Below are 25,489 nucleotides of genomic sequence, written 5' to 3'. Positions count from 1 at the left end.
TATTTAAGGCATCTCGACTGCGCTCGATGTGACACAACTAAAAATAAAGAATATATGCTTTGGATGCGTATCAAATATCGGCTAGGATTACTCTACAAAACTGTATTGTTCAAACTCGGTTTTGGAAAGTTGTTATTGAAAGATCGTTATGGCGAACGAATTTTGATCTATCACGGAATTGACGCTGTTGGAGAAACGAAATACAATAGCCGATTCATCTCCAAAATCTTTTTTGAAGAATTTATCAAACATATTACCACACATTATAATGTAATTTCGCTGGATGATTTCTATCAGAAAAAATTCAAAAAGGACACACTGAATATTGCTCTTACCTTTGATGATGGTTATTTAAATAATTACAAATACGCCGTTCCAATTTTAGAAAAATATAACGTTCCAGCGTGTTTTTACATTACAACTGTTCATGAAAAAGCGCCGTATTTATGGGCAGATTTTCTCGATGTTGTTTCGTATCACACAAACAAAAAAGAAGTTGTTTTAGAACGAAATCTGTATCAAAAAAATGATAAAAAAGAATTTATCTGGAATGGCATTTCCATGAAAAATGTTGCCAAAGCATTACCTTATGAGGTTTTGAAAATGATCTATGACGTCTTTAAAGAAGATTGGGAAGCATTGCCGCCAAAAAAATATGAAGATTATTGGATGTTGATGAATGCGCAACAAATCAAAGAAATTGCCGACAATCCTTTATTTACCATTGGCGCACACGGAGAAACACACGCAAGTTTGGTAGACATTCCATTAGAGGAAGCAAAACAAGAAATTATAAACAGTAAAAAACAACTAGAAGCCATTTGTAAACAACCCATTACTGAATTTGCTTTCCCGTTTGGATATTACAATCAAGAATTGGCTGACTATTGTCAAGAAGTAGGATTTGAACGATTATTATTGGTAGATTACAATACCAAAAAAGACGCGCAAAATGAGCATTGGAAGAATCGTTTTGTGATGAATCCGTACATTTCTATGGAGCAACAATTGGCGTGTTTATTAAAAGGTTCTTACTTTTAGACAATGATCGTATACAAAGAAATATATCGCCTCAAACGTGTGGACAACAATGATTTTCCTGCGATCAAAGAACTCTTTTGGAAAGTCTTCAAAAAGAAAGTCACGCTGAAGTACTTGCAAAACAAATACAATACGTCCTATGTAGGCGTCAATTATATTTGCAGTATTGCCTATTGTGATGAAATTCCGGTTGCTTTTTATGGCGCAGTTCCTCAAAAATTTAAGACGAATACGGAGGAAGTATATGTCGCACATGCCTGCGATTCGTATACATTGCCAAATCATCAAAGGAAAGGCTTGCATTACGAATTGGCAAAACTTGCGTACGAAATCATGAAGGAACATGACATGAAATATGTGTATGCATTTCATAGTGAAAACACCTATTATAGCACGAAAAAGTTAGGTTGGAAAGAACACGAACACTTACAACGTTTTCATGTAAAAGTCAACACACTCCCTATTGGGAAGGTATTGAATAAATTACGTTGGACAAATATATACGATGTATTTTTCAATCAAAAAGTATCTCCAAAAGCGCTAGAAAAACTGAATTCAGAACACCAAGAAAAATTTCGTTTAAAATTCAATAACGATTTTATCGATTATAAAAACAGTTTCAAAAGTCATTATTGCGTCGAAATAGACGATTGTGTGTTTTGGCTAAAAATTCAAGCCATTATTCATGTGGGACAATTCTATGCACCTTCTGCGGAAGCGTTGCAAAAAGCATTGAAGAAACTCAAACGAAAAGCATTTTTCTTAGGCATTACGGAATTCCTGTTTCAAGTCGATCAACATTCTACGATGGCAAAACAATTGCAAACCATTGTACAACCCAAAGAATCGTGGTTGGTAGGTTATTTGGATTTTGACCCAGAAATCGATTTAAAAGCGTTTATATTTACCTACTCAGATTTAGACACATTCTAGCATGCAAATTCAGCTTAAAAACCATACGTTTCAGGTTGATCCTGGACAAAACAAACACTATTGGAGTTATATAAATTCTATTGATTGGGAACCGCATACGTTTGCCATTTTTGATCATTTTGTGAATACCGATTCTGTGGTTTTAGATATTGGTTCATGGAGTGGCGTATTGACATTGTACGCTGCAAAAACTGCGAAAGAAGTGCATGCGCTTGATCCTGACCCTGTGTGTTTTAGTGAGTTGAATACGAATGTAACATTGAATCCAGCTGTAGCTGATAAAATAAAGACGTATAAAACGGCAATTTCAGACAAAAAAGAAACCGTTCGTTTGTCTGCTCGCGATCAATATGGTGCTTCGTCTAGTAGTATTTTAGAACGCAAACGCGATACCGAAAATTCATTAGAACTCAACACTGTTTCTTTGGCTGATTTTTTACAAGCAGAAAACATTCAAACTGTAGATTTTATTAAAATGGACGTAGAAGGTGCCGAATTTCGAATACTGCCAAGCATAGGAAAAGCGCTAGAAAAAGTAAACTATCCAACATTATATGTTTCGTTTCACTATAGTTTTTTGAATGAAAATATGTATCACAAATACATTCCATCAAAATTCTTAAACAAGGTTTTTATACGATTGGAAAATACGTTTGGCTTTTCCATATTCCAGAAAAAAATTCGCAAAGAAATTGAAAATTTATTCAACGATGTAAAAGCATATACATACATTTATAAAAGTGACGGCACACAGATTTCCTTTGACGATTTACAACGGAAACCCGAATTGATTAAAGGAACGGATTTGGTGTTTACGAATAAAGAATGGCACACTTCGACTCCGCTCAATGTACCAAAATAGTGAAACGTCAGTTCGAGTGTTTTTTTATATAGCAAAGCGGAATTAAAAAATGTATCGAGAACAGTTATAGTTTGGAAGAAATATAAAAAATTCAAAATAATGAAGTGGATTCCGCAACAAGCGCGGAATGACAAATCAAATATAAATTGTCATTTGTGAGGAATCTAGAATAGTAATCAAAATAGTATTTTAAAATCAGTATCAATTGAAGCAAAATGTCATTCCTGTGTAGGCAGGAATCCAAAATAACTATGTACAAAACTGTTCATCAATATTATGTTTATATTCTTTCTAACAAAAAGAATGGAACATTATACATTGGTGTTTCCAATAATTTAGAAAGAAGAATATTTGAGCATAAAAACAAATTAATTGAAGGGTTTTCTAAAAAATATGGTTTGACGAAATTAATGTATTTTGAAATCTTTCAACATATTGATGAAGCGATAGCAAGAGAGAAAAGGTTGAAGAAATGGAAGCGACAATGGAAAATAAATTTGATTGAAGAAAATAATCCTAATTGGAATGATTTAGCGTCTGATTGGTCTATAAACATGGATTCCGCAACAAGTGCGGAATGACAAATCAAACATAAATTGTGATTCCTTAGCAAGTAAGAGTCCGTAACAAAACCTAAATAGTAAATCAAACACTAACTGTCATTCCTGCGTAGGCAGGAATCCACTAATAAAAAAAATGAACAATACAAATCAACATATCGTATTCTTAACACCAGGTTTTACGCCATCTGAAAGTAATACTACTGTGATTCCTGCGCTGCAAGTATTTTTAAAAAGTATGCGAAATGCATTGCCAAAAGCGAAATTGACAATCCTTACGTTTCAGTTTCCTTTTACAGAAGAAATATACGATTGGCATGGTATTGAAGTGATTCCGCTGAATGGACAAAATAGGCGTTTGAAGAAATTAAAAACTTGGCGAAAGGCGAAAAGAACACTTAAAAAACTTCACAAAGCACAAAAAATTGACACTATTCATAGTTTTTGGATTGGAGAATGTTCCTATATCGGAGAAAAATTTGCAAAAAAACACAACATAAAACACATCGTCACAGTAATGGGACAAGACGCTGCCATCAAAAATTCTTATGGAAACTGTTTGATGAATTCAGATACAAAAATTGTGACATTATCTGAGAATCACCAAAAAGAATTGCTTGCGAATTATGCGTTAAATTCCAAGATCATTCCTTGGCATTTAGATGTTTCTGAATTTCCAGCATTGCAAAAAAACACGATTGATATTTTAGCTGTTGGCTCTATAAACATGGTCAAGAATTATTCGGATTTTATTGATGTCATTTCTGCGCTATCAAAAACTCATAAAAACCTCAACGTTGCCATTGTTGGTGATGGAGAGATAAGACCTCAAATCGAAAGAAAAATTCAAAACTTACAATTAGAAAACACAATTACTTTGCTCGGACATCTACCACGAGCTATCGTTTTTGAGAAAATGGCAGAATCAAAAATATTGTTGCATACTAGCATGTATGAATCGTTTGGATTTGTGTTTTTGGAAGCTTTGTATTCGGGAATGCAGATTGTTTCACATAATGTCGGATTGGCGAAGTCTTCTCCAAATTGGCATGTTTGCGAACATAAAATCGATTTGATTGACGCTTGTGAAAGACTGTTATCTGAAGAAAATCCCGAAAAAAAACGCATCACAATAAGTTCAGAAACTGAAACCATCAACGCTTACTTATCTTTGTACCATGCGTAGATTGATCACCATAGGAATCAATACGATTCAAGGATTTGCCAATCCTGCTTTCAACTTTTTGATTGTGGTTTTTGGGATAAAAGTCTTTGGAAAAACCGAATGGGCTAGTTTGATCAACGTGATGATTTGGGTATTTTTTATTTCGTTCATTTTTGGCTGGGGAAATCGCGATCATTTGTTGCGTGCATACAGCGAAAATCCGAGTAAAATGTATCATGCTTTTTTCAGTAATTTACTGTCAAGATGTTTGCTTTTACCCTTTGCGGGAATTTTCTTTTTGTTCTTTCCGCTACAGATTGCTATTTGGGCTATTGCATTGATTTGCTTGCTAGTTTTGTATAATTCTTTAAGTACTTTGGTCATTTATCATCAAAAATTTGGCGCACAATTACTTGCAGAAATTATTGGATTTGGACTGATTTTCGGAAGTATATTTTATGTTGACACATTCAATCTAGAAACCTTTTTACAAATTTATGTTCTTGCAACATTTGTCAAATTGATCATTTTAAGTGCACAATTAAACTTTTGGAAAGAATCATTTTCTGCTACAATTTCATTGCAGGAATTTAAACTAGGAATGCCTTTTTTTATACTCGGATTGAGTGGTTGGTTGATTTCTAAAACTGATATTTATATTGTAGATCTTTACTTAGAACCATCGCAATTAGCCGAATATCAATTGCTCATTACTGCCTTTTTAATGTTGCAAGCTTTGGCTGCTTATATTACAATTCCGTTTACCAAACATGTGTATCGCGTATCAGATGAAGTAGTACAAAAGATAAAATACAAATTATACTTAGTTTCACTTCCATTGACTATTCTTGGCGGATTTGCCATTTGGTTTGTAATGGAATATTTTGTAAAATTAGGTTTCAGTTACGAATATTATATTGTGGGCGCATCGATTGCCTTACCGTGTTATTTTTATACATTAAATATCATGGAATTGATGAAGAATCACCAAGAACGCACGATTATTTATATTAGCTTTTTTGCTTTTTTAGTGAGCATCAGCTTGATTTTTTTATTGATTGAAACTTATGAAATTTTAGGGGTTTTAATTAGTGTTTCTAGTACACAATGGCTTGTGTTGTTGGCGTATAAGTTGCATCGAAAGTTTGTTTGACAGCACGAGTTGGAAACTCGCGCTAACAGTGAAATGTTATATGTTGAATACTAAATTTTAAATATTTTTAGCTTGTTTGACGGCACGAGTTGGAAACTTGCGCTAACAGTCTAAAGCGAAGCGATACTAAAATACTAAAAGGCGAAGCCGTTCTAAGAGCAATAGCGAGTCTAACCTACTTCTTCTTTCGAAATAAATTCAGCACTTTACTAATAAAATCATCATTGATTCCAAAGGTTCCTTTTACCCAAGTATAGGCAGCAATCATTTTTTTGTCGAGCCAAATCCAAACCGCTCGAAATCCATCACCTGGACGTGCGCGGTAATTGGTAGAACGTCTTTTAAACGAACCCGATTTTTCTTCCGTGAAGTAATACAATGCAATCGATTTTCGCGTTACATCTTCTGGACAAGTAATTGGATCTGGAAAACCGTGATACGAATCTTCATCCGTATTAAAAATGACGATTCTATTGAAAATAGGTTCAATTTTGACAGTACATTTCGACATGTCTTTTTCCCAAAGCTCCAACGCGCCACCATAGGAAGCTTCCCAGTTTTTGTTTAAATAGACTAACACATTGACACGACGTCGCCATGTTTTTTTATGTGGATGTACGGTAAAATCAGCATGAATATTCAAAAAACCTCCTTTTTCACTTTGATGAATTCCGCCACCTTCAATGGTAGTATCTGGCAACAAGTATGAGATTCCTGTGAGTTGTTCTAAATACGTAATAAATTCAGGCGAATTCAATTCTTTGATGATTCCGTCACGAATAAATGCGGGAATCAATTCTAGTTTATTGAGTCCGTGTTTTTTTTCATTCACATGAATATAATGAATCCAACCTTCGTCTTTGATTTTCGGAAATTCGTTCAAAGCCTTTTCCGCAGCAGCGGTTTCCAAAAAATCGTCCACTACAATATGCGGATACGGCGAAGCATTTTGATAATTCTTTGTATCAGTGGCTAATCGTGTATTCCATTTTGAATAATCAAAAATCATAAATGTAGTTGCTTATTTTGATGCTAAATGTACTGAAAATATTGAAGTATCGAAGTGGATTTATGCTTGCTTTTTATATTTTTTTTGTTCCTTTGTTTCAAACGCTTTTTTATGAAATATGCACGACTTATTAAAATCAATTTACTTGTATTGAGTGGATTGTTATTGCTCTTGGCAATTATTATGTATTTTATGGAAGTGCATCGCATTCAAACGTTTTTTTCATTTACAAGTGAAAAGCAATCGGAATATTTCATGCCTGATTCTACCGCAATGTTTGTACACAAACCTAATATTCACCTTTATGATAATTGGGGAACGCCGCAACAAAAAATGTCTACCGAAAGACGCACCAATAATTTGGGTTTCCGCGATGATGATGATGTTACAGAACGAAAACCAAACGAAATGCGCGTACTTGTTGCAGGCGATTCACATACCGATGGCGTTTTACGCTACAACACGCAATCTTTTGTCAATATTTGGGAAGAAAAATTAAACATAGCCGATACCACAACGTATTATAACTGTATGAATGGCGGCGTTGGTTATTACACATTTCGTAACTATCATGGTTTTTTAAAAAAGTTCTCGTATCTAAAACCGGATGTTTTTTTAATTAATGTATTTACAGGAAATGATTTTCGAGAAACCGTCAAATTTGAAGACGATCGCACCAGTATTTCTAACATTTATAAAAGTTGGCATATGCGCTTCCGCAGAAAGTTTCAATCTGGCGAACAACAGGCATTTCCATATATTCAAGGAATAGAGCAAATGTTATATTTTGAATCATTTCCTAATGAAAAAGAACGCGCCATGCAAATTGCAAAAAAATACTTATTGCAAATCATAGAATTGTGTAAACAAAAAGATATTCGACTCGTCATTACATTATTGCCTTCTAAATTGGAAGTGAAACCAAAGTTTTATAAAAACATACAAACCTTATTTGATCTCGATGAAGAAACGATGAATACCAATAGAGAATTAACAAATATGCTGATTGATTTCCTTGCAAAACAACAGGTTGAACATTACGATTTGAAACCAGTTTTGCAAAACACTTCTGAAAAACTCTATTGGGATATCGATTTACACATCAATCCAAAAGCTCATGAACTTATCGGTGATTTTTTATTTAAGGAACTTCATTTAAACTAATACAAGTACCCACACAACAGAAATATATTTCAAAAGTATTCTTGCCGAAAAATGTACTGTTATACGTACCTTTATATAAAATTATCTTTTTGCAGTCATTCATATGAAAATAAGCAACTTTATACAAGCGAATATTCGAGTTTGGCTGAATCTAACAGGTCGCACTATAGACTTTGAAAAGTATCCATTTTTAGAAGGTCCCATAGCAACCTCAGATACCATAGGAGAAACGTTCTACCAACGACTTGCCGAACAAGAAAAATTGAGTGTTAACCATACGAATGAAGGAGGATTATTGCAAGAGTTTCATAAAGTAATTGACACAACAAGTCCGCATATTGAAAAGTTAGACCCGACAATTACAACATTTTATGAGCATACAGCTACTTATAAAATGGAAGTATGGAATCAATGGAAAGCCCCTATAAGTTGGTTTGCAAAGCTTTTGATTAGTTTGGTAAGTGTAGAAATGAAACAACTTAATATTCCTACCAATGCATTAGAAACTAGTTATGGAATGAGTAGCGACATCATACAACTATCAGATGCTACCAATGTAAAATACGCTTGCTGGTTGCGAAAATCTGTAAAATCAAATAAAATAGTATACGCAGGATTTTACAGTTCGGTGCTATTAAAAGAAAATACGCATGAGTATGTCAAAGTTGTATTTCCATTACCCAAAGGAAATGTCACCGTCATTTTAAAAGTGCTCTTATTAGAAGATGGCTCTGTAAAATTAGTTTCAGACGGAAAACGCTTCGGAGGAACTGGTTATTATCGTTTACATCAAAATAAAAAAGGAATTCTTAAAGCACGTATGATTCCTATTAAAGAAATCATCCACGTATTTAAAGATAAAGAAGGTGTTCTAAGAACAGATCATTTTTTTAAATGGTGGAAATTTCAATTTTTACAATTACATTATAAAATGACCAAAAAAGTAATGTAATAGTTTAAAATTAGCACTTATATATCGCAATTGCATATTTGGCAGTTTTGTAATAGCTTTGAATTTGGATGATCTCAAATTAAAATACGATACCACATTTATGAAAATATACATTACGCTTATCACATTATTCCTTGTGAGCTTTTCCATAGCGCAAAAAAACATAGAGATTCCAACTTTTGAAACTGTTAAAATTCATCCAGATCCGCTCAACTCTGTAAGCATTGCGGTTACTAAAACAGGAGATATTTTTTTTGAAAGAGAAAAAATCAAGCTAAATAAATTAAGAGCTAAAATGTTTCATTTGTTATATACAGACATAAAAAATAATACAGGAATATCTCCTTCATTTGTCACAGAGCTAGTCATTGATAAAGACATTTCATATACCAAAATACTTCCTGTATTGAATGCGCTTCGAAAAATGGACGTTAGATACGTTTTTTTCGCCTGTAATTCCAATAGTGATAAAAGAGTATTTAAAAGAAAAATAACTGGATTTAGCTACAAACTAGCACGTCATAAAAACCCAAACTCTCTGATTGACAAAGTTTTTAAACAGTTATCGGCTAAAGATGACGATGATATTAAATCCATTCCGCCACCACCGCCACCGCCTGAACTCGCACCACAATTTTTTAAAGAGAAATCTCAAAAAATTAAAACAAAAATCATCAACGTAAATCATCAATCATATACCATTGACAATCAAGAAATGTCTGCAACAGAACTTGCAAAAAAGTTGATGGAATGGAACTCCAAAGAGAAAGTATTCTATTTGCTACAAGTAAGTGAAAATTGTACGTATGAAGATGTTGTAATACCAATTGCGCAATTGCACATTGTACTCAAGAAAATACGCAATAAAGAAAGCATACGAATCTATGGAAAAGAATTCAGTGCTTTAGGTGTAGAAGAAGAGTTTGAATTACAAAATGCGATTCCTTTTAGAATGATTATTGAGAAATAATAATTACTCATGAACCTTTATCATGAATCAACTAAACATTCCTTTTGACAAAACTGATGCCGAAGGATTTAAAGTTATTGTAGAAACAATTATTCATCATTTAATTCGCTCTTTTGATCCTGATGAAGTTTCTATAATTCGAATAAAGAACTGGTTTGATCATAAATGGTTGAATTATTCTGGAAATTATTAAAAATGACACTATCAAATTTTAAACATACCGTTTTTGACTTACTTAAAAAGAATTCGCAAGTTTTAGCTTTTGTACGAATTCCAAATGCAGCAAATACTAATTATTACTTTTTTCTTAAAAGCATGAAAGATGTTGAAAGTTTGCTTAACAATAGTAATCCAAGTGATTCAATTACCATCTTTAAATCAATTGATATATTGGATTCAGGCATCATCACAGAAGCATTTATAAAAACAATACTTACAACAACATCAAACTATAGTTTTGATCCTGAATTAGTAGTTACAACTCATTATAATCATGAACTACAAAAAGAAGATGCTGAACATGAATATGCAGAAAGTACAAACCAGCTAAAAGAAGTCTTAACAAAACTTATGGGCATTTATATAACTCTTATCAAAGAACCTGATTTTTTAGATGACGAAAATACATTTCATATATATGTGCCTGATAAAAATGGAATCAGTAAACCTGGACATTCATATTAAATAAACAAATGAGCAAAACATACATTATAGGCGATATTCATGGTTGTTATGATGAATTTATAGCACTACTAAACCAAATTGGCGTTACCGATGATGATTTGGTAATTTCTTTAGGTGATATTGTCGATCGTGGAAATAAATCACTAGAACTCTATCATTATTTTAAAAATAGAACGAACTCAGTTGTCTTGATGGGAAATCACGAACGCAAACACCTCAACGGAGTTTTGAGCTATTCGCAAGAGATTGTCAAAGTACAGTTTGGTGATGAATATGAAGGTTTTCGTACTTGGCTAGAAACACTTCCCTATTATTATGAAACGCCAGAAGCTATAATTGTGCATGCTTTTTTTGAGCATGATAAAAGCTTGTATGAACAAAAAGAAGAAGTATTGGCCGGAACCACTTCGGGAAGTCGCTATTTGGAAGAAAAATATGAAGAAGGCACGTATTGGTCAGATTATTATACTGGCGAAAAACCGATCATTTATGGACATCATGTGGTTGGCGAAACTCCCAAAATAAAAAACAATACTTACGGAATTGATACGGGCGCATGTCATGCAGGAAAATTGACTGCGATAGAATTGCCTAGTTTCAAAGTTCATCAAGTGCAAGTACAGACCGATCACTGGAAAGAACAACAATCAAGCTGGCAAATTCCTGTCTTAAAAGCCAAAGATTGGGAACAGATGAAAATTGATCAAGTGTATCGTCAATTGGACAAACTCAGTTATAAAAAGGAAACCGAAATCCAAGAATTCTTATCCAAACAACGCACTTGGATTCAAGAAATAGAAGACGTACGCATCAGCATTCAAACTAAAATTGAAATCTTGACCAAAGAACTTATAGCGCAATACGGAGAAAATTTTAATCAAGAAGTTGCCAAATTGAGCTACAAATCGTTCGTCTTTAAAGCAAAAGCTGGCACTTTAGAGTTAGCCGATTTAGAGAAAACCTTGCATACACCACAAAAGATATTGGACTTAGCCAAGGAATTACAAATCGAGCAAATTCCAACACGAAATTAATAGCATCCTAATAGGTTTTCATTCGAAATAAATCATACAGGAATATTCCCCAATAATTAGCAGATTACCGATAAAAAATAGAATTTATCGTAAATTTTGACACATGTGTAAGTCGCAAAATTGCATATTTGCTAGGTTTATGCTACATTTATATAGTTTTGAGATAAAAAAGTCCCCTAATCCACGTTGCCAAACGTGCTGAAAACCCGAATGTAAAACCAACTTTTAAGAAAGCGTATGCACTTTTCTGACTATATTATAGCAGCCCTAATTCTCTTAGGAGCATTTATCATGCTGTTAAGTGCAGGTTATACACACAAAATTTTCAACATTCTTCCCAATAATGAATTAAAAAGAAATTGGAGAAAGCTCCGTTTCTTAATGTTACTATTTTTGGCAGGATATATAGCTGTCGCTATCGTTGTAATCTTAGGGCAAACCCAAATACTAGCCTTTCTTTCCGGAGTCATCTTTTTTATGGGATCGTTGTTTGTGTTTTTAGTGGTTCGAACAGGATTGGATAGTTTTCGCAAACTAAAACAACTCAATCAAAATTTAGACGATACCGAATTAAAAAATAAAGAATTAGAACAGTTTGCTTATATAACTTCACACGATTTAAAAACACCTATCAGAGGAATCTCAAGTTTGGCTTCTTTTATTAAAGAAGATTTGGAAGCTGGTGAAACCGATGATGTGTACGATCATTTAGATACGATGCAAGGACGCGTGAAACGTCTCGAACGACTGATTGATGGTATTTTACATTATTCTAAAATTGGGAAAATAATGCCCGAAAAGGTAGATTTAAACATCATGATTCGAGAAGATGCTAAAAATTACCAAGACACACAAACGATTTTTAACACCAAGGGAACATTGCCTGTTATTATGGGAGATAAAATGCAGATATCGCAAGTGGTTTCTAATTTGATTAGCAATGCTGTCAAATACAATGATAAAGACATTTGTGAAATCACCGTTTCAAGTGTTGAAAAGTCTAATTCTTATGAATTGATATTTGAAGACAACGGTCCTGGGATTGCTCCAAAATATCATAAAAAAATCTTCCAAGTATTTCAAACACTTCAAGAAAAAGACATGTACGAAAGTACAGGTTTGGGACTTTCCATTGTAAAGAAAATCATTGAAAAACACCAAGGAACTATTCGTGTCGAATCTGATGGAAAGCTTGGTACAAAGTTTATCATTACCTATCCGAAGACACTTCAGCGATAATTTTTATACATCTTCATCATAAAAAGCCACATTTTATATGCTATTTTTAAAGAAAAATAGCAATTCAATCAAAATCACAGCGCTACTAGTAAATTAAAAACAGCATGGGAATATTTAGCAAACTATTCGGAAAGAACCGAGACAATTCGGAACATAAAAACACTCAAAACGCTGAACAAACTGAGGAAACAACACAAGAAGTTCCTCAAAAATTAAATATTGATATCAGTCAAACTCCAGAAAAGTTTCAGCATGTAGCAGACGAACTTGTTCCGTTTTTGACAACTATACTTCATGAGCTTCACATATTGGAAAAAGAAATATTTGAGCGAAGTCAGGCTTTAAAAAACCCAAACGAACCCAACCAAGTACAGCCTGGAGAAATGGAATTATGGACGGAATTTGCAGAACGACGAAAAGCCATTACAGATCCTGTAAGCTTAAAACCATCTGATAACGGAAGTCGTTCCTTTGGAAAACCTACAAAGTATGAATACATTCACAATCCTGATACAACAATTGTATTTATCATGAAATCCGCCAAACGCGCTGTGATAGAAGCGTATTATGAACGTGGTGTCAGTAGTAAAAACCAATTTGTATTGAGGAAAGAGGAAGACACTTGGAAAGTTGACTCAAAAAAGTATGGTTTTCAAGGAGAAACTACTTGGTACAAGGATGAATTTTAAATAAAAAATAGAACAATGAACGAATTTTCAGGATATGAAAAAATGCCAAGCAGTTTAAAGAAGCTTGGTTTAAATGAACGTGATTTTACTGCTTTAGAAAAGATATCTTGGGTTGTGACTGAAAAAGTACATGGTGCAAATTTCAGTTTTGTATATGAAAATGGTTCCTTAAAATTTGCCAAACGAAAAGCGTATCTATCTTGGGAAGATGATTTTTTTGGATTTCAAATTGTCGTCAATCAACTAGAAACAAATATTATTCGATTGTTTGAAGAACTCAGCACACAAATTTCCGGAACGAAGTTTATCATGTATGGAGAATTGTTTGGCGGTAGCTATCCGCATTCATCCGTGGAAGCTGATACAACTGTGCAAGCCGTACAAACAGGTGTTTACTATTCGCCTACAATTAACTTTTGTTCGTTTGACATTGCCATAGAAACGGAAGGCGTTTCGACGAAAACCTATTTGGACTATGAAACCGCAATTTCCTATTTTGAAAAACACGGCATTTTTTATGCGAAACCTTTATTGATTGGAAAATTTGGGGAAGCTGTCAATTTTAATACTCGAATCAACTCTACGATTCCGAAACAATTACAATTACCTGAATTAACTGAAAATTTGATTGAAGGTGTAGTCATAAAACCCTATAATAAACTTGAAAATGCAGTCATTTCTTCGCGACCTATTGTAAAGTTAAAAAACAAAGAATTTGAAGAAGAAAAATTTCATCAAGCGGAAAAATGGAGTTACACCGCAAAGTTATCTTCAAAATCGGAAGACTTATCGTTTATTCTGGAGGAACTTCGAAATTATATTACTACGAATCGATTGGAAAGTGCTATTTCTAAAATCGGCGCTTTAGATATGACCAATACGCAACGTGTAACAGACATTGAAACCGAATTCTTTAAAGATACCTTGGTTGATTTTAATGAAAATAATGATAATCTACTCGAAGAACTCACCACAGACGAACAACACTGGATTCACGAGCGTGTACGAGCGGAAATTCAAAAAGTGATGATTGGGTTTGACAAACATTAAACTCCTCCAAATGAAGAAATTTTGCATTTTACTTTTTTCGCTATGTTTAATTGGTTGTTTCAACGAAAAAAAATTGCTCAAAAATGGACTTACCAAAAAGGCAACTCAAATTACGGAATACACCATTAAAACAAAGAAAAAATACTCAAGTAGTGACATTTCAGATACGCTTTTAGTCAACATAAAAAAGTACAATCAAAATGATCAAATAGTAAGTGCGCAAAAACGTTATTTATTTTCTGAAGATACTATGAAGTCTGAGTTTCATTATAATAAAAACCAAAAAATTGAAAAAGAAATTGTAAAATACTTAAATGACAACTCAAGCTTCACCGTTCATTATTTTTACAAAGACACCTTACTCATTGGAACCGAATCGAAACATAAAAATGATGAAAGGGCATTTGAATATATTGGAACGTATATATATGACATTAATGATAAATTAAAAGAAAGCACATTAACTCAGCTCTATATTGACATGGAAACGAATGATACCATTAAAAATACATTGGAAGTAAAAAAATATAATGCAAAACAACTTGTAACAACTTCCACAATATCAGACTTTGTAACACCCGAAAAAAGTCAACATTTTAGCTATACATACGTTCATAAAACATTAGTGAAAGTAAAAAAATATGATACTAAAGATTCTTTAATTTCAACAATTGAAAACGAATACGAATTTGACAGGTATGACAATTGGATTACAAGAAAAACAAGTATTAATGGGAAACTCGATCATACACTCACAAGAGTCATCTCATATAAATAGCTAAAAAAACTACTTGTTTTAAAAAAATCAATACTTTTGATGACATCACAACTACTTTGAAAATAGTACATTCAGCGTTTACCTCATGAGAAATAGCATTCAAAAGATTTTTAAAAAACAATACAAAACCATCAATACGGATTCTTTTCTTCTTAGGATAAAAGCGACTATTATTGGGGAAGGCATGCTACATGAAGGGAATATTTATTTAATGGATTATGCCATTCAAAATATGCCTGATAACGGAATTGTCTTTGAAATAGGATCGTATGCAGGTTTATCGACCAATGTAATGTTACATTTGCTAGAAAAACATCGTAAAAAACACCTTTTTGTAGGTTGTGACGCTTGGATTTATGAAGGTTTTAAAGATCATACAGGAATCATTGAAGAACATATTGATGGAAAACCTAATGTGGCTCGAAAAGAGTACGTCGCCTATATAAAAAATGCGTTTGTAAATGCTGCGAAACTTTTACATCCAAACGCAAAACCACATACCTGTCATTTGCCTTCGGATGCGTTTTTTGACACTTGGAACACTACAAACAAATTTACCGATGTTTTTGATAGAACATTCAGCATTCAGCAAGAGATTTCTTTTAGTTATATTGACGGAGATCATTCTTACGAACAAACCAAAAAAGATTTTGAAAATGTAGATTCAAAATTGAAACTCAACGGATTTATTTTATTGGATGATTCTGCCAAACACTTGAACTTTGGAAGTTCTGATTTTATCCAAGAAATTAAACAGAATGATCGATATCGAATTATAGATCATAATCCTAATTATTTGATTCAGAAGATAAAATAGTAATTTAATAACACTAGTGTCAAATCGAGCGCAGTCGAGATTTTTGTTTTATTAAATTTAAATTATCTAAAAAAACACTTTTACACCTTCCTTAATAAATTTTGTAGCTTTGATTAAAGCCGTTTTACTATGAGCTTGGAAGCTAGAAAGATAAAATTTGTTCAGGATTTCTTAAATCTTCAAAATGAAGATGTAGTTTCTCGTCTTGAAAAAGTACTAGCATATGAAACTTCAGATAAACGTGTATTGACTACAATGACACAAGAAGAGTTTCACAAACGAATTGACCAATCAGAAAAAGACTTCGAAAACGGTCGATTTAAAACTAGTGCTGAACTTTTAGTGAAATATGAATAATGTTTTTTTTAAATAACTATCATTTTTGATCCAACACAAAATTCACAGAAGTTGATGTGAGCTAGATAAAATTACCTCTCATTACGGGAAACCTCATTGCAGAAGTGTAATCTTTACTTTACTTTTATAAAGAAAAATAGAAAAACATTGAATAAAGAAAAAATCATACAAGGCTCATTATTTGAAGAAGATTATTTAATTAGAACTCTAGGTAATCTTGGAAACTCACCTGAAGTCGCGCTTACAGAACTAGTAGCCAATGCTTGGGATGCAGGAGCTACAGTTGTAGACATTTTTATTCCTGAAGAAAAAAATCAAAATCTAATTATTGAAGATAATGGAGTCGGTTTATCAAAAGATGAATTCTATTCGCGTTGGATGAAATTAGGATACAATAGACTTAAGCATCAAGGTAGAAAAGTCATATTTCCTAAAGGTATTGATCAACAAAGATATGCATATGGTCGTAATGGAGTTGGAAGACATGGAATGCTTTGTTTCAATAATGAGTATAAGGTAATAACAAACAGTAAAGGCAAAAAATCAGAGTTTACAATTACAACAAAAAGTGAAAAAGAGCCGTTCATTATTAAAAAACAAAAATTTGAAAATTCAAAATCAGTAGGAACAAAATTAATTGTTAATGTTGTTAAAAACTTACCTAAATCAGAATACATATTAGAAGTAATTTCTGCAAGGTTTCTACACGACCCAAACTTTAAAGTTTCAATTAATAGAAAAACAATTCAATTAGAAGAACATAAAGGATTAATTTTTTCTGAGACTATTTATGTTGAAGATGTAGAACTTAAAATACATTTAATAGACTCTAAAAAAGCAAGGAAATCAACCTTGTATCAAGGTATTGCTTTTTGGCAAAGTGGTAGATTGGTAGGAGAACCATCCTGGATTGTCGGTTATAATATGGTCTTAGATGGTAGAACCAAACAAGCAAAGAGATATTCGGTTGTCGTACAAACTAATGATTTAGCTGATCATATAAAAGAAGATTGGACTGGTTTTAAAAATACAAAAGAATTAAATCCAGTATTCAATAAAGTCGACGAAACAGTTCATAAAATGTTTTCCCAAATTGCGAAAGACAATATTGAAGAAACTACTAAACAAATAAAAAGCGAGTATCATAAAGAATACAATGAACTTAGTCCTCTTGGAAAATATGAATTTAATGAGGCTATTGAAAATATAGCTATTAATAATCCTACCGCAAGACAAGAATCTGTGAATCTTGCTGTAGAAACTGTCATTAACTTAGAGAAAACAAGAAATGGAACTGAATTAATTCAAAAATTATCTTTATTTACAGATGAAGATATTGAAGGATTAAACAAATTACTAGATAGATGGACTATCAAAGATGCCCTGACAGTTTTAGATGAAATTGATAAAAGAATTTCTGTAATTGAAGCTATACGAAAACTTTCCAACGATAAATCAGTCGATGAACTTCACGTACTTCATCCATTGATTGCAAGTGCTAGATGGGTTTTCGGACCTGAATTTGATTCTCCTGAGTATGCTTCGAATAATCAATTACAAACAACGGTTGAAAAAGTCTTTAATAAAAAAATTGATAAATCGATTTTTAATAATCACAAAAAAAGACCAGATATCGTAGTTGCAGGGAATTCCACTTTCTCTATAACAGGTACAGTTGACTTCGATTCTACTAATGGAATAACAAATATTAATAAAGTTCTAATTATTGAACTCAAAAGAGGCGGGTTTAAAGTTGGTAAAACAGAAAGAAACCAAGCAGTTGGATATGTTGAGGACTTTATGAATTGTGGAACTGTTATTGGTTCACCTTATATAAGTGCATTCGTTGTAGGGGAATCTTTTAGTGAAAAAATTCAACCAATTTCAAAAGTATCAAATGAAAACAATGTAGAAATGGGGAAAGTTCAAATTTGTCTTTTTTCTCAAATTGTAGACTCTTCCGAAAGAAGGCTTTTTAATCTTCAAAAAAGGTTAAATGAGCGCTATGAAAATGTTTCAGGAATGGAATTATATCAAAAACAAAGTAAGTTAGGTATTTAAAATAATGGTAGAAAATAAATTATAGTATATAAAAATAGTAAAACACCCTACTCACTCCACCAAATACATCTCACCTTTTCCTGGCAACCAACGTGAATATGTATATTTTTCAACTACTTTTTGATCTTTATTCGGTTTAAAAACCAAGGTATACTTCGGTGTCACAGCTTCCCACCATTTTTCTTTTTCTTCCGAAAAGAAATTCCACGTTACATATTCTACGCCGCCTTGTATTTGATTTTTGGGAATGGTTTCGGTGAGTTCGTTTAAAACTTCCCAACGAACGCGATTCCAAGACAAATGGTCATGTACTGCGGATACTGAAAACCAAGTCAATAATCCTAAGAATCCGTAAGTGCTATATTGAAATATTTTTTTTGGAACTTTTGGTGAATTCACTCCTAAAAAGACAATAGCAATTGGGAACAACGGCAATAGATATCTATCATACACGCCAACAATTAAGAATGGCGTTAAATACACTAAGAAGAACACAAACGATAATACAACGAGCGAATCTACTTTTTGCTTTTTAAACACGGAAATCACCATGGTACGAATGTGAAAAATCAACGCAACACTTGAAAAGATTCCGATACAAGTTACAGTTTGCCAAAACCAATGTGGCGCGGTCGGATCGGGACTTTGGGTAAAGTTTCCTGCATGATCGTACAAAGTAGTTGGTCCAACACCGAAATCGATCCAGATATTATCTAAACTTGGCAATACTTTTCCGAGTTTCATCAAATATGCAGTAATTCCAACGGTCCACAATAGCGCCCAAATTTTGTATCCTTTAAACGTATATCGATTGATATAAAAGATATGAATCGGCAATAGTAAAAATCCAAGATACGCCAAGCTTTCAAAGAAAAAGGAGAAAATTATAATCAGCAGTCCTTTTCGAAGACCTTTTATGTTTTCTACAAGCAATCCGAATTTTGTATTGTAACGTTCCTGCAACAAATCATTCGATTCCATGATGTAGGTAAACACCAACGAAAACAAAATTACAGCCAATAATGGCGTTATTGCTTTCAGTAGATTCTTCCAGTTTCGCGGCTTCACTAATATACATGTAATCATCCACACGAGTGGAAAAACCCATGCCAATTGACGAATTAGAAAAGCTAAATAACAAAAGAGAATTGCCCAAATAATAGGTTGCCATCTGTCTGTTTTGAGCGCTTTTGCGAAGAAATAAAATGCCCAAATCGTCACACACATAAAAGGAATATCCGTCATGAAGGAAAACGATAGCGACAAAAAGATCGGATTTACTATACATAAGAAAACACCAACCAGTTGTGCCCAACGCGAAAGGTTTGCCAATTTAAAAAGTTCGTAAATTCCAATAATAGTGGCAAATCCTAATACTAAGGTTGACCAACGCAATACGGTAAAAGAAAACCCAAAGATTTCTGTAAAAAAGTAACCCCAATATACTTGTCCAACCAAGGTCATTTCTCCCCAATTGTACAATTTCAAATATCCATCTTCGTATAAAGTTTTGACTGATTTCCCGTAACACCAATCGTCATTCAAGGGAAAATCGCCCATCGGATTGATGATAACAATAATCAACAACCACAACAACAATAGTCCGATATAGTCTTGGTATTTTTTGAAAAAACTATGCATCCGGATTCAAATTATATCCAAAACCAACATATTCGATTTCTTTCTTGGCAAAATAGGCTTTGTAATTTTTGGCTTCTTGAATGGCTTCTGCAATATCTGATTCCATTCGTTTGCGATCAAATCGAAATGTTTTGTTATGATCTAACACATTCCAAACAATGATATTTTCTTCATGCTTCACTTCTATTCCTTGATTCCAACCACTACAATCGGGCATTCCGCAACAGCAAGAAAAAATAAAATAAGTGCCTTCCTTTTCCATACTTTCCAACAGTAAATCGGCCATGACAATATCACTTTCTTCATACGGTTTTTCTGTACTGATACGAATTTCTAAACTTCCTTGCATCCAAATATTATCAGCACTCATTTGACAGGCTTCCACCAGCAATTCTATGTAAATTGTATCTAGATTTTCTTGTGTCATATTACTGCTGATAATAACTAAAAAACGATGTTATTTCTTGTTTTGCAAAATCATTTCCGGCTTCACTCCAATGTCCGTCACACGGTAAAAACAACGCTTTATATTCGTCTTCGGTAAAGTCATTCGTTTTTGGCAATAAGTCTAAATATTCGACATTCAAACTATCGCAAACTGCTTTTAATTGTTTTCCTAGCGGATTCTTTTTATGCTTTCGATAGGCTTTGATTTCCTTTTCAATTGGAATGCTATACACCATTACAGGACGATTTCCTGCCAATTCTTTAATTACTTTTATGGTGTAGTGCAAACGATCAAATTGTGCTGGAGAAAAGTTAAAATAACTCGGTACTTTTGATGCTTCCAACAATTGACCTTTAGGAATTTCGCTTATTTTTTTTCGGGAACGCAAATAGTAATACATATTGTACGAATGCGTAAAATTCTTCAATAGTTTGTGAATAAAATGTGGGTTTCGAGGTCGTGCTCTCGAATCTTCTATGTTTTGGGTATGATACACCACTTCATAGTCTGGATAGTTTCCTTTTAGAAACGGACGATAGCGATCGCCACCAACTTTTAAAGCAATTTCATAATCGTCGTCTATAAAATCATTAGACGGCAAAATGCTCACCAAAACAGCATCGTGTGTATACTTAATAGCGTGTGTTTTATACAACATCCAATATTGCGTAGGCCCAAAATTTCCTGCCAAGCCAAAATTTAAATGTGGAGTTTTTGTGTTGCTTTCCAGCAGATTTGTCAAGCGATCCGCCATATTCACGCCTATTCCTTCCGTGAATGAATCTCCCAAAGCGACCACTCTGTGAGTTGAGCTATTGAATTCGCGTTCTTCATCTCGAAAACCTTGAGAATTGGTTTCATATACAACATCAAAGCAATACTTTTTTTGTCTATATACATCATTGGGCAAATGCAGCGTTCCAAAATTTTCATCCAAATCATACCAAAAATTATGTGTATTTTGGAATGTATATGTTGGCAGCTCAATCTTAATTTCTGCCGCACGAATATAGATGGCAAGGACAATTTCAAGCAATACAAAGGTAATTCCGAAAATAATAATCAGATTTTTTAAAGACTTGAAAACGCGCTTTTTTAACAAAATAGTTCTTTTGGTGATTGGTGTGTTCAAAACAAATATACAGTCTCTTAGAAAACAATCTTTATCAAAAAAGAAAAAATGAAGTATCTGCTGCCATTTTTTAATAATTATCTATATCTAACGCTAAAAGTTTTGCTTTTTCAGTATCTTTCTTCCTGACATAAATGTCAATATTAAAAGACACTATTTTCATACTTCTTAACGTAAAAATTGTGAATAACGAGACACAGCTGTATCGATATAAAAAATTGCTTACATATATAGATGAGGAATTTAAAGAAACTATTAATATTCCTAAAATAGAAGCAGCTTGTAACTATTCCTATCGCAATATCAATCGAATCTTTGAAGCTATTAACCATGAAACCATTGGGAAATATATAAAACGCATTCGATTAGAGAAAGCTGCTCAATATTTAAAATATACGCATGAAAATATTTCTGAAATAGCATACGAGGTTGGTTATGCAGATGTTGCTGTTTTTAGCAAAGCTTTTAAGAAAAAGTTCAACTGTTCTCCTTCTAAATTTAGAGAACGTAATAAACACATTCAGCATCATGATCCGGTTGTTCCTGAAGACACAAAAAACACGAACTATTTTGACGTGTCTTTTGAGATTGAAACTTTACCTGACATGACAATTTTAGGATTGGAGTATAAAGGATCTTATGAAGATTTGAAGAGTATTGATAAGACATGGAAACAATTGATTTGGTATGCTTCTAAAAAAAGACTACTTGATGATACGACCATTCATTTTGCCGAAATTTTAGACGATGATGAAATTACAGAACACATTAAATGTAGGTATACCAGCGCCATTGTTTTAGAAGATGATTCTCAATTTGAACCTAATGGTTTTTTCGTAAAAAAGATTATCAAAAGTAGAAAATATGCCAAATTTTCACACAAAGGCACTCACGAATCATGCATGGATACGTATGGTAAAATATATGCAAATTGGATGACAGAAATTCAATTAGAAATGAGTGATGCACCTGTGCTTGAGTTTTATCTGAATGATGAAACTCATGATTCTTCTGAAAATCTCATCACAGAAATTTATATTCCGATAGCTTAATATTGTCCAAAAAGAACAAGTCATTGTTTGTAATACTGTAGATTTTTGCAGCATAAACACAAAGAAACATGACTTTTGAAAGTTTGATTTTATATCTTGAAACATCTCCAATTATAGCATATGTTGGTTACTTTTTCATTTTTAATATTGCCATAGTTATACTTGAAGTTATCATTGATGTATGTTCTTCAAAAAAAAGACGCTGGAAAGATTCCTTAGCAAATTTTGCAATTTTCTTGATGAATCAGGTATTAGAAAAAACCATTGTAGGTTCTATCGGAATTATTGCAATCATGCCGTTTCATTACCTTACTCCGTTAAATATTCCTATTCATTGGTGGTCTTGGATATTAGCTGTAATAGCCGCCGATTTCACATATTACTGGATGCATCGCATTGAACATGAACACCGAATACTTTGGGGAAATCACAGCGTTCATCATTCATCTGAAGATTATAACTTAACTGTTTCTATGCGATTGAGCATTGTAGAACCTATGATTGAATGGATTTTTCTAATTCCAATGATTCTTATTGGTTTTACTCCATTTCAAGCGCTTATAGGACTGACTTTAGTCGCGCAGTTTCAAACGTGGATTCACACAGAAAGAATAGGGAAATTAGGTTGGTTAGATTTAATTTTTAATACACCTTCAGTACATCGTGTGCATCATGGTTCCAACAAAAAATATTTGGATAAAAACTATGGAGGTATTACCATGATTTGGGATCATCTTTTTGGGACTTATCAAAAAGAAGAAGAAAAAGTTATCTATGGATTAACTCAAAACATTCATACCAATAATCCTCTTACAATCAATTTTATTGAATACAAACATATTTGGAATGATGTCAAAAAATGTAAAAACTTTAAAGACAAGCTTCGAATAATTTTTGGGAATTTAATTTGGAAACCTTACTACTTCAAACAAAAAAACAAGGATAAATAACTGTTCATCAGACTTGTTTTGAGATTGAAGAAGATTGTTGTAGTTTTATACTACACCTAAACAACAAAAACATGAAAGTAACTGCCGAACATAACGCAAGAGTCGCCAATATGAAGTTTAGTTCTGTATATCCACATTACGTAACCAAAGTGGAGAAAAAAGGCAGAACCATCGCAGAATTACATCAAGTAATGACATGGCTCACAGGTTTTGACGAAGCCAAACTACATGAGTTTATAAATAACGAAGCCACATTTAAAGATTTCTTTGAACAAGCAACATTACATCCAAATGCACACATGATTAAAGGTGTAATTTGTGGGTATCGAATTGAAGAAATTGATAATGAACTCACACGACAAGCACGCTATTTAGACAAATTGATAGAAGAATTAGCAAGAGGTCGTAAAATGGAAAAAATACTACGTTCATAAACGTGAGTATACACAATACTAAAACACTTTTCCAGATATCAAATTTGTCAAGATAAAATAGATCTTACGAAATAGTTGTTTCATAAACGGATATAAAACTTCAACAAAGTCATACAATTTAGATTCACTTTAAATAGATGTCGCCTTTTTTCAATTTAAAGTGTAAATTTGACCATATATTTTCCGTTTAGATTTGTAGATTTACACAATTGTAGAAAAAGAAGCCCATGAGCGTTGCCACCTTAAAAAAAGTCAATAAAAAATTACTGCCAAACAAATACATGTTTGCACCAGATTGGATTATTTTAGGTGTCAATAATGTATGCAATTTACATTGTAAAATGTGTGATGTAGGTACTAAAAATTTGGATTCGAATTTTGCGCAAAATTTAGTAGGTACGCATCCGATAAATATGCCATTGCCATTGATTGAAAAAATTATTGATCAGATGGCAGAATTTTATCCTAGTTCAAAATTAGCGTATGCGTTTACCGAACCTTTAGTATATCCGCACTTAGAAGCTTCTTTAAAATATGCCAAACAAAAAGGGGTTGAATCTTCTATTACAACCAACGCACTTACCTTAAAACACAAAGCAAAAATTGTAGCAGATAGCAACGTATACATTTCACTTGATGGACCGCAAGACATTCATAACGAAATTAGAGGTCATAAAAAATCATTTCAAAAAGCCATAGAAGGTATTGAAGAAGTATTGTCAATCAATCCAAATGCAACGATTGGTGTTTTTTGTGTGATTACGGAGTGGAATATTGGACATTTAAATGAATTTTTAGATTTCTTTAAAGACTATCCATTGCAACAAATTGGGTTTATGCATTCAAACTTTGTAGAACAAAACATTGCCGATACGCATAATAAAGTTTGGGCAAATTCTTATCCTGCAACGGCTTCTAATACTGATGAAGTCAATGTTGACAATTTGGATTTAGACTTGCTTTGGGATGAAATTGCTACGATAAAATCTAAAAATTATAAATTTCCTATTAGTTTTTCCCCTGAAATTGCTTCAAAAGAAAAGCTAAACGAATATTATCATCAACCAGAAGTACAGATTGGCAGCATGTGTAATGATGTTTTTACAAACGTGATGATCAAATCTGATGGAAGTGTAATTCCTGCACATGGAAGATGTTATAATTTAGAATTAGGAAATATTTACGACGAAAATTTAAAGCAAATCTGGAATGGACGCGTATTAGCAAAATTCCGATCTACACTTTCTAAAAATGGTGGTTTGCTACCTGCATGCTCTCGCTGCTGTAGTGCTTTTTAGAAACAAAATAATACTT

General features: G+C 33.0%; 27 protein-coding genes. 23 read left to right on the top strand and 4 right to left on the bottom strand.

Translation table 11 applies throughout. From position 1 onward, the window contains the following. Nucleotides 1-54: 54 nt before the first annotated feature. The 6 genes from Q0845_RS02180 (at nt 55) to Q0845_RS02155 (ending at nt 5,714) form a co-directional block, all read left to right on the top strand. The gene (locus Q0845_RS02180) at nt 55-1,041 is read left to right on the top strand and encodes a polysaccharide deacetylase family protein (RefSeq protein WP_298508425.1); all 987 of its coding nucleotides are present in this window, start codon (nt 55-57) and stop codon (nt 1,039-1,041) included. A 3-nt stretch (nt 1,042-1,044) separates the two neighbouring features. Continuing rightward, complete coding sequence (locus Q0845_RS02175; RefSeq protein WP_298508422.1) at nt 1,045-1,974, top strand: GNAT family N-acetyltransferase; 930 nt, start codon at nt 1,045-1,047, stop codon at nt 1,972-1,974. Nucleotide 1,975: 1 nt separating this feature from the next. Continuing rightward, nucleotides 1,976-2,836, top strand: coding sequence for an FkbM family methyltransferase (locus tag Q0845_RS02170; RefSeq protein WP_298508419.1), 861 nt, complete (start codon nt 1,976-1,978; stop codon nt 2,834-2,836). Nucleotides 2,837-3,087: 251 nt separating this feature from the next. Beyond that, nucleotides 3,088-3,417 (top strand): GIY-YIG nuclease family protein, encoded by a 330-nt coding sequence (locus Q0845_RS02165; RefSeq protein WP_298508416.1) that lies wholly within the window; start codon nt 3,088-3,090, stop codon nt 3,415-3,417. Between the two features lie 115 nt (nt 3,418-3,532). Then, nucleotides 3,533-4,582 (top strand): glycosyltransferase family 4 protein, encoded by a 1,050-nt coding sequence (locus Q0845_RS02160; protein ID WP_298508413.1) that lies wholly within the window; start codon nt 3,533-3,535, stop codon nt 4,580-4,582. After that, complete coding sequence (locus Q0845_RS02155) at nt 4,575-5,714, top strand: hypothetical protein (protein WP_298508411.1); 1,140 nt, start codon at nt 4,575-4,577, stop codon at nt 5,712-5,714. The genes Q0845_RS02160 and Q0845_RS02155 overlap by 8 nt, the downstream gene beginning before the upstream one ends. A 175-nt stretch (nt 5,715-5,889) precedes the next feature. On the opposite strand, the gene Q0845_RS02150 is transcribed toward Q0845_RS02155, so the two are convergent. Next, complete coding sequence (locus Q0845_RS02150) at nt 5,890-6,723, bottom strand: 2OG-Fe(II) oxygenase (protein WP_298508408.1); 834 nt, start codon at nt 6,721-6,723, stop codon at nt 5,890-5,892. 111 nt (nt 6,724-6,834) lie between these two features. On the opposite strand from Q0845_RS02150, the gene Q0845_RS02145 reads away from it, so the two are divergent. The 13 genes from Q0845_RS02145 to Q0845_RS02085 all read left to right on the top strand — a co-directional run bounded on the left by Q0845_RS02145 (nt 6,835) and on the right by Q0845_RS02085 (nt 18,518). Further along, nucleotides 6,835-7,887: a hypothetical protein gene (locus Q0845_RS02145; protein ID WP_298508405.1), complete on the top strand. Its 1,053-nt coding sequence runs from the start codon at nt 6,835-6,837 to the stop codon at nt 7,885-7,887. A gap of 103 nt (nt 7,888-7,990) precedes the next feature. Then, nucleotides 7,991-8,839 carry a hypothetical protein gene (locus Q0845_RS02140; RefSeq protein ID WP_298508402.1) on the top strand — a complete coding sequence of 283 codons (849 nt, stop codon included), beginning with the start codon at nt 7,991-7,993 and terminating at the stop codon, nt 8,837-8,839. A 100-nt stretch (nt 8,840-8,939) separates the two neighbouring features. Beyond that, the gene (locus tag Q0845_RS02135) at nt 8,940-9,809 is read left to right on the top strand and encodes a biopolymer transporter ExbD (RefSeq protein WP_298508399.1); all 870 of its coding nucleotides are present in this window, start codon (nt 8,940-8,942) and stop codon (nt 9,807-9,809) included. A 22-nt stretch (nt 9,810-9,831) separates the two neighbouring features. Then, nucleotides 9,832-10,002: a hypothetical protein gene (locus tag Q0845_RS02130; RefSeq protein WP_298508396.1), complete on the top strand. Its 171-nt coding sequence runs from the start codon at nt 9,832-9,834 to the stop codon at nt 10,000-10,002. Between the two features lie 2 nt (nt 10,003-10,004). Then, the gene (locus Q0845_RS02125; RefSeq protein WP_298508393.1) at nt 10,005-10,493 is read left to right on the top strand and encodes a hypothetical protein; all 489 of its coding nucleotides are present in this window, start codon (nt 10,005-10,007) and stop codon (nt 10,491-10,493) included. Nucleotides 10,494-10,501: 8 nt separating this feature from the next. Continuing rightward, a complete protein-coding gene (locus Q0845_RS02120) occupies nt 10,502-11,527 on the top strand; it encodes a metallophosphoesterase (protein WP_298508390.1) in 1,026 nt (341 codons plus the stop codon). 237 nt (nt 11,528-11,764) lie between these two features. Beyond that, nucleotides 11,765-12,766, top strand: a complete 1,002-nt coding sequence (locus tag Q0845_RS02115; protein WP_298508388.1) for an ATP-binding protein — start codon at nt 11,765-11,767, stop codon at nt 12,764-12,766. 104 nt (nt 12,767-12,870) lie between these two features. Next, on the top strand, nt 12,871-13,455 hold the full coding sequence (locus Q0845_RS02110) for a hypothetical protein (protein ID WP_298508385.1): 585 nt from the start codon (nt 12,871-12,873) through the stop codon (nt 13,453-13,455). Nucleotides 13,456-13,470: 15 nt separating this feature from the next. Then, a complete protein-coding gene (locus tag Q0845_RS02105) occupies nt 13,471-14,505 on the top strand; it encodes an RNA ligase family protein (RefSeq protein ID WP_298508382.1) in 1,035 nt (344 codons plus the stop codon). Between the two features lie 10 nt (nt 14,506-14,515). Beyond that, entirely contained in the window at nt 14,516-15,283 is a 768-nt protein-coding gene (locus Q0845_RS02100) for a hypothetical protein (RefSeq protein WP_298508379.1), read from the top strand. An 85-nt stretch (nt 15,284-15,368) separates the two neighbouring features. Then, nucleotides 15,369-16,100: a class I SAM-dependent methyltransferase gene (locus Q0845_RS02095; protein ID WP_298508376.1), complete on the top strand. Its 732-nt coding sequence runs from the start codon at nt 15,369-15,371 to the stop codon at nt 16,098-16,100. 129 nt (nt 16,101-16,229) lie between these two features. Continuing rightward, nucleotides 16,230-16,457 carry a hypothetical protein gene (locus Q0845_RS02090; protein ID WP_298508373.1) on the top strand — a complete coding sequence of 76 codons (228 nt, stop codon included), beginning with the start codon at nt 16,230-16,232 and terminating at the stop codon, nt 16,455-16,457. Nucleotides 16,458-16,604: 147 nt separating this feature from the next. Beyond that, nucleotides 16,605-18,518 carry an ATP-binding protein gene (locus Q0845_RS02085; protein WP_298508370.1) on the top strand — a complete coding sequence of 638 codons (1,914 nt, stop codon included), beginning with the start codon at nt 16,605-16,607 and terminating at the stop codon, nt 18,516-18,518. 51 nt (nt 18,519-18,569) lie between these two features. Here the strand turns inward: Q0845_RS02085 and Q0845_RS02080 are convergent, their stop codons facing one another. The 3 genes from Q0845_RS02080 to Q0845_RS02070 are packed head-to-tail and all read right to left on the bottom strand — an operon-like array spanning nt 18,570 to nt 21,709. Beyond that, the gene (locus tag Q0845_RS02080) at nt 18,570-20,159 is read right to left on the bottom strand and encodes a glycosyltransferase family 39 protein (protein WP_298508367.1); all 1,590 of its coding nucleotides are present in this window, start codon (nt 20,157-20,159) and stop codon (nt 18,570-18,572) included. Beyond that, complete coding sequence (locus Q0845_RS02075) at nt 20,152-20,586, bottom strand: hypothetical protein (RefSeq protein ID WP_298508364.1); 435 nt, start codon at nt 20,584-20,586, stop codon at nt 20,152-20,154. Before Q0845_RS02075 ends, Q0845_RS02080 begins: the two co-directional genes overlap by 8 nt. A gap of 1 nt (nt 20,587) precedes the next feature. Next, complete coding sequence (locus tag Q0845_RS02070) at nt 20,588-21,709, bottom strand: hypothetical protein (RefSeq protein ID WP_298508361.1); 1,122 nt, start codon at nt 21,707-21,709, stop codon at nt 20,588-20,590. A gap of 248 nt (nt 21,710-21,957) precedes the next feature. Here Q0845_RS02070 and Q0845_RS02065 point away from each other — a divergent pair, with 248 nt between their 5' ends. The 4 genes from Q0845_RS02065 (at nt 21,958) to Q0845_RS02050 (ending at nt 25,473) form a co-directional block, all read left to right on the top strand. After that, the gene (locus Q0845_RS02065; protein ID WP_298508359.1) at nt 21,958-22,791 is read left to right on the top strand and encodes a GyrI-like domain-containing protein; all 834 of its coding nucleotides are present in this window, start codon (nt 21,958-21,960) and stop codon (nt 22,789-22,791) included. A 68-nt stretch (nt 22,792-22,859) separates the two neighbouring features. After that, nucleotides 22,860-23,741 carry a sterol desaturase family protein gene (locus tag Q0845_RS02060; RefSeq protein WP_298508356.1) on the top strand — a complete coding sequence of 294 codons (882 nt, stop codon included), beginning with the start codon at nt 22,860-22,862 and terminating at the stop codon, nt 23,739-23,741. A gap of 71 nt (nt 23,742-23,812) precedes the next feature. Continuing rightward, nucleotides 23,813-24,175, top strand: a complete 363-nt coding sequence (locus Q0845_RS02055; protein WP_298508353.1) for a DUF2200 domain-containing protein — start codon at nt 23,813-23,815, stop codon at nt 24,173-24,175. 227 nt (nt 24,176-24,402) lie between these two features. Further along, nucleotides 24,403-25,473, top strand: a complete 1,071-nt coding sequence (locus tag Q0845_RS02050) for a radical SAM protein (RefSeq protein ID WP_298508350.1) — start codon at nt 24,403-24,405, stop codon at nt 25,471-25,473. Nucleotides 25,474-25,489 lie beyond the last annotated feature (16 nt).

The organism is uncultured Kordia sp. (assembly GCF_947489565.1).
In the GTDB taxonomy this organism is placed as follows: Bacteria; Bacteroidota; Bacteroidia; order Flavobacteriales; family Flavobacteriaceae; genus Kordia.
This window is presented reverse-complemented; position numbering and strand designations above follow the sequence as displayed.